Source organism: Thiolapillus sp. (genome assembly GCF_048562965.1).
Lineage (GTDB): Bacteria > Pseudomonadota > Gammaproteobacteria > Chromatiales > Chromatiaceae > Thiolapillus > Thiolapillus brandeum_A.
In genome coordinates, this window is record NZ_JBHNMF010000194.1 from 1 (window position 1) to 5,789 (window position 5,789).

General features: G+C 59.0%; 3 protein-coding genes. 1 reads left to right on the forward strand and 2 read right to left on the reverse strand.

Annotated elements, in window-relative coordinates; translation table 11 throughout:
- Positions 1-115 precede the first annotated feature (115 nt).
- Entirely contained in the window at positions 116-604 is a 489-nt protein-coding gene (locus tag ACOCD2_RS10955; RefSeq protein ID WP_293647610.1) for a HugZ family protein, read from the reverse strand.
- Positions 604-4,368: a methionine synthase gene (gene metH, locus ACOCD2_RS10960; protein WP_293647612.1), complete on the reverse strand. Its 3,765-nt coding sequence runs from the start codon at positions 4,366-4,368 to the stop codon at positions 604-606. The genes ACOCD2_RS10955 and metH overlap by 1 nt, the downstream gene beginning before the upstream one ends.
- Positions 4,369-4,502: 134 nt before the next feature.
- On the opposite strand from metH, the gene trpB reads away from it, so the two are divergent.
- A complete protein-coding gene (gene trpB, locus ACOCD2_RS10965) occupies positions 4,503-5,681 on the forward strand; it encodes a tryptophan synthase subunit beta (RefSeq protein WP_293647614.1) in 1,179 nt (392 codons plus the stop codon).
- Positions 5,682-5,789 lie beyond the last annotated feature (108 nt).

The window sequence follows — 5,789 nt, forward strand, 5'->3', positions numbered from 1 at the left end:
CTTTGTCCAAGGTAATTTCAACGGCCACTCTCACAAGATTATTTCTCATTTTCTCTCGAATGAAATTATAGACAAATACTGTAATTATTAGTTCCATTAAGAACGCAACACTACACTAGTTTGTTCTCAACGCCAGAATCTGCAGACCATTTCCTTCGAGCGACCAGCCCTGTCCGAAGCCCTTGATAAAACTGCCATTTTCGACATCTAACCGAAACAGCAGGAAATCGGGCAGGGAACGCAGCAGCTCCAGCGTTTTGCCGAACCGCGCTTGCATCTGCTGCAGGACCGGCTCGGCTTCTGCTTCCGGAACCCGGCGGGCTGTACACTGGAGTATGAGCCGCTGGCGAGCAAACAGGTTGCGGCTGTCCTGCTCACCGGCAATGAACATGAGGCTGGCCCGGGGCTGTTCCAGCAGATTTCGGGTGTGGCGGGCCAACTGGCTGATGTAGATGCAGACGCGCCCTGAATCATCCAGCACGAAGGGGGCATAGCTGATGTCCGGTTCGCCTTCCAGGGAGGTGGTCGCGATGAGGACGCTCTGAAAACCGGCACGGAAATCCTGTACCTGCTGCTGGAGGACTTTCGGATCCTGGTCCGGCATCAGTCTTCCGGGTCGTAGGCCAGGTTCTGGCCCAGCCATCTTTCCAGTACCTTTGGCTCCATGCCCTTTCGTTTAGCATAGTCTTCGAGCTGATCCCGATTGATCTTGCCTACTGCAAAGTAGCGGGACTGGGGATGAGAGAAATACAGGCCGCTGACCGCAGCAGTCGGCACCATGGCCTTGCTCTCCGTGAGCCAGATACCGGTGTTGGCCTCGGCGTCCAGCAGTTCCCAGAGCAGATCTTTTTCCGTGTGATCCGGGCTGGCAGGGTAGCCCATGGCCGGGCGTATGCCCTGGTATTTCTCCGCGATGCGCTCCTCGTTGGTGAGTGTTTCCTTACTCGCGTAGCCCCACAGCGCCCGGCGCAGCTGTTCGTGCAGCCATTCGGCCAAGGCCTCGGCCAGACGGTCGGCCAGGGCCTTGAGCATGAGACTGGAATAGTCGTCGTGGTCCTTTTCGAACTCGGCGATTTTCTCGTCTATGCCTTCCCCGGCAGTGCAGGCGAAGGCCCCCAGCCAGTCTGCCTTGCCGCTGTCCTTGGGGGCGATGAAGTCCGCCAGGCATTCATTGTACTTGCCGGCGGGCTGTTTGCCCTGTTTGCGCAGGTTGTGGAAGGTTGTGAGTACTTGCTTACGTTCTTCGTCCTGGTACAGCTCGATGTCGTCACCGATGGCATTGGCCGGAAACAGGCCCACCACGGCCCGGGCGCGCAGCCATTTCTCCTGCCGGATCCTGTCCAACATCTGCTCGGCATCCTTGAACAGCTTGCGGGCTTCCTCGCCTTTTTCCGGGTCGTCCAGGATTTTTGGGTAACGTCCGCGCAGCTGCCAGGCGTGGAAGAAGAAGGTCCAGTCGATGTAGGGGATCAGTTCATCCAGGGGAATGTCATCGTAGATGATGAGGGTGCCGGCACCGGCGGGGGTCAGTCGGGCTGAAGCCCGACCTACAGCCTGATCTGCGAGTACCTTGGGGCGGGTGGGTTGCCAGGCCTGCCAGTCGATGGGGGTGGGGTTGGTCCGGGCCTGGTCTATGGTCACTAGGCTGCGGGCCTCGTTCTTTTTACTGCGGCTTTCACGTACTGCGGCGTATTCTTTTTTGAGATCCGCGAGAAAAGCCGGTTTCTGGTCTGACGAGAGCAGGGCGCTGGCCACCCCTACGGCGCGGGAGGCATCGGCCACGTAGACTGCGCCGTGCTCGTACTGGGGTTCGATCTTGACCGCTGTGTGTGCCTTGGAGGTGGTGGCGCCGCCGATCATGATGGGTATCTCGAATCCCTGGCGCTTCATTTCTTTGGCCACGTGCACCATTTCGTCCAGGGAGGGCGTAATCAGCCCGGACAGGCCGATGATGTCCACTTCTTCTTCCTTGGCGGTTTGTAAAATTTTATCCGCGGGCACCATGACCCCCAGGTCGATGACTTCATAGCTGTTGCACTGGAGCACGATGCCCACGATGTTCTTGCCGATGTCATGCACGTCGCCCTTGACCGTGGCCATGAGGATCTTGCCCGCGTTCTCCGCCGGGCACTCGGCTTTTTCCGCCTCCAGGTAAGGCTCCAGCCAGGCCACGGATTTCTTCATCACCCGGGCGGACTTGACCACCTGGGGCAGGAACATCTTGCCCGCGCCGAACAGGTCGCCCACCACGTTCATGCCCGCCATCAGCGGCCCTTCGATGACATTGATGGGACGGCCCAGCTTTTCCAGGGCCTCTTTGGTGTCTTCGTCAATGAACTCGGTGATGCCTTTCACCAGGGAATGTTCCAGGCGCTTTTCCACAGGCCAGCTGCGCCATTCCAGGTCTTCCTTTTTCTCCACGGTGCTGCCGTCTCCGGCGTATTTGGGTGCCAGCTCCACCAGGCGGTCGCCGGCTTCCGGATCGGTGTTGAGGATCACGTCCTCCACGGCCTTGCGCAGATCTTCCGGCACTTCGTCATAAACCACCAGCTGCCCGGCGTTGACGATGCCCATATCCATGCCGGCGCGGATGGCGTGATAGAGGAACACCGCGTGTATGGCTTCGCGCACGGGGTTGTTGCCGCGGAAGGAGAAGGACACATTGGACACGCCGCCGGACACCAGGGCATGGGGCAGGTGTTCCTTGATCCAGCGGGTGGCCTCGATGAAATCCACGGCGTAGTTGTTGTGTTCCTCTATGCCCGTGGCCACGGCGAAGATATTGGGATCGAAGATGATGTCCTCGGGGGGGAAATCCAGCTCGTCCACCAGGATGCGGTAGGCGCGTTCGCAGATTTCTATCTTGCGCTCGTAGGTGTCCGCCTGGCCGGTTTCGTCGAAGGCCATGACGATGACCGCCGCGCCATAGCGGCGGCACAGGCGCGCCTGCTCGCGGAACTTGTCTTCGCCTTCCTTCATGGAGATGGAGTTGACGATGGCCTTGCCCTGCACGCACTGCAGGCCGGCTTCGATGATCTCCCACTTGGAGGAGTCGATCATGAAGGGCACCTTGGCGATGTCCGGCTCGGCGGCGCACAGGTTGAGGAAACGGATCATGGCCGCCTTGCCGTCCAGCATGCCCTCGTCCATGTTCACATCGACGACCTGGGCGCCTTCCTCCACCTGGGTGCGGCACACCTCCAGGGCTTCCTCATATTCCTCGTTGAGGATCAGGCGCTTGAACTTGGCCGAGCCGGTGACATTGGCCCGCTCCCCCACGTTCACGAACAGGGAGTCCTCGGTGATGTTCAAAGGCTCCAGGCCCGACAGGCGGCAAGCGGGGGCAAGCTCAGGCAGCGGACGCGGTGTTTGGTCTTTCACCTGCTCATAAATGGCTTTGATATGTTCTGGCGTCGAACCGCAGCAACCGCCAACAATATTTATAAAGCCTGATGCCGCCCATTCGCCCACCGATTCGGCCATCTGCTCCGCGGTCAAATCATATTCGCCGAATTCATTGGGCAGGCCGGCATTGGGATGGGCGGAGACGAAGCATTCCGCCACCCGGGACAGCTCTTCCACGTACTGGCGCAGCAGGTCTGGCCCCAGGGCACAGTTGAGGCCGATGGACAGGGGCCGGGCATGACGCAGGGCGTTGTAGAAGGCTTCCGTCACCTGGCCCGACAGGGTGCGGCCGGACTGGTCGGTGATAGTGCCGGAGATCATGATGGGCAGCTCGGTGCCGCTTTCCCGGAACACATCCTGCACGGCGAAGATGGCTGCTTTTGCATTCAGGGTGTCGAAGATGGTCTCGATGAGGATGATATCCGCCCCGCCTTCCATGAGTCCCCGGGTGGCTTCCCGGTAGTTCTCCGCCAGTTCATCAAAAGTGATGGCGCGATAACCCGGATCATTAACATCGGGGGAAATGGACAGGGTCTTGCTGGTGGGACCCAGCACCCCGGCCACGAAGCGGGGCTTGTCGTCATTGCTGAATTTGTCCGCCGCCTCCCGCGCCAGACGCGCCGCCGCCACGTTGATCTCGTACACCAGTTCCTCCATGCCGTAGTCCGCCATGGAGGCGCGGGTGGCGTTGAAGGAATTGGTCTCCAGGATATCGGCCCCGGCTTCCAGGTATTGCTCGTGGATGCCGCGGATGATGTCCGGCTGGGTGAGGGCCAGCAGATCGTTGTTGCCTTTCACATCCGAAGGCCAGTCGCGGAAACGCTCGCCCCGGTAGTCTTCTTCCGTGAGCTTATGGCGCTGGATCATGGTGCCCATGGCGCCGTCGAGCATGAGGATGCGTTGCTTGAGCAGGTCTGAAAGGGAAGGCTGGGAATCGTTGTTCACGGCAGGCACTGAATACATGGACAGGGAAATGTCAATTATACGCTAATACACAAGCCATGAACCGCTACTGATGGCCGTACTTTATTGATAAACTGGGTTCCTGAATCACACCTGAGGGGAGGAAATATCCAGTGAAAATCGACTACAGCGCCATGCCTGATGAAGAAGGTTTCTTTGGTGAGTATGGAGGGCAGATCATTCCTCCCGAGCTCAAGGCCATCATGGATGACATCGACCGCGCCTACGAGGAAGTGCGCCAGACAAAGGAATTTAAGGATGAACTGGCCAGCCTGTATGCCGATTACGTGGGGCGACCCAGCCCGATCTTCCACGCCCGCCGGCTTTCCGAACAGCAGGGAGGGGCGCAGATCTTCCTCAAGCGTGAAGACCTGAACCATACCGGCGCGCACAAGATCAATCATTGCCTGGGCGAGGCGCTGCTGGCCAAGTTCATGGGCAAAACCAAGGTACTGGCGGAAACCGGCGCAGGGCAGCACGGTGTGGCACTGGCCACCGCCTGTTCCCTTGTGGGTATCGAATGCGAGATCCACATGGGCGAGATCGATATCGAAAAGGAACATCCCAATGTCACCAAGATGAAGATCCTGGGCTGCAAGCTGGTACCGGTTTCCTGCGGCACCCGTACGCTGAAAGATGCCGTGGACAGCGCTTTCGAGGAATACCTGAAAGATCCGCAGAATTTCTTCTACGCTATCGGCTCGGTAGTCGGTCCCCATCCCTTTCCAAAAATGGTTCGGGATTTTCAGAGTATCGTGGGTAAGGAAGCGCGCGTCCAGTTCCTGGAGAAGCAGGGCAGGCTGCCGGACGTGATCATGGCCTGTGTGGGCGGCGGATCCAATGCCATCGGCCTGTTCACCGAGTTTCTGCCCGATGAAGACGTGCGCATCATCGGCGTGGAACCCGCCGGTAAGGGTCTGGACACGCCGGATCACGCCGCGACCCTCACCAAGGGCAGCAAGGGCGCTATTCACGGTTTCAAGTGCTACAACCTGCAGGATGAGGCGGGCAATCCTCTGGCGGTGTATTCCATCGCTTCCGGGCTGGACTATCCCGGCGTCGGCCCCCAGCACTGCTATCTGAAAGATCTGGAGCGGGTGGAATATGTCACCGCGGATGACCGGGAATGCCTGGATGCCTTCATCAACCTGTCCCGCACCGAGGGCATCATTCCCGCCCTGGAAAGCGCTCATGCCATTGCCCATGCCTGCAAGCTGGCGAAAGAGATGTCGCCCGATCAGTCCATTCTGGTGAACCTGTCCGGCCGGGGTGACAAGGATGCGGATTTCGTCGCGGAAAAGCTGGATTTGTAAGAAGGCCTGCTTTCAGCGTAAGATCAGATGCACGTCAGGGATTGACGTGCATTTCAACCACCGCTCAGGGAGAGAGCCATGTCAAAAGCAAGCATCTGTTTTTTCTTC

Bases quoted from the DNA above. Each gene is read 5' to 3' on its own strand.
- ACOCD2_RS10955 (WP_293647610.1), bottom strand. From the start codon at position 604: ATGCCGGACCAGGATCCGAAAGTCCTCCAGCAGCAGGTACAGGATTTC.
- metH (WP_293647612.1), bottom strand. From the start codon at position 4,368: ATGTATTCAGTGCCTGCCGTGAACAACGATTCCCAGCCTTCCCTTTCA.
- trpB (WP_293647614.1), top strand. From the start codon at position 4,503: ATGCCTGATGAAGAAGGTTTCTTTGGTGAGTATGGAGGGCAGATCATT.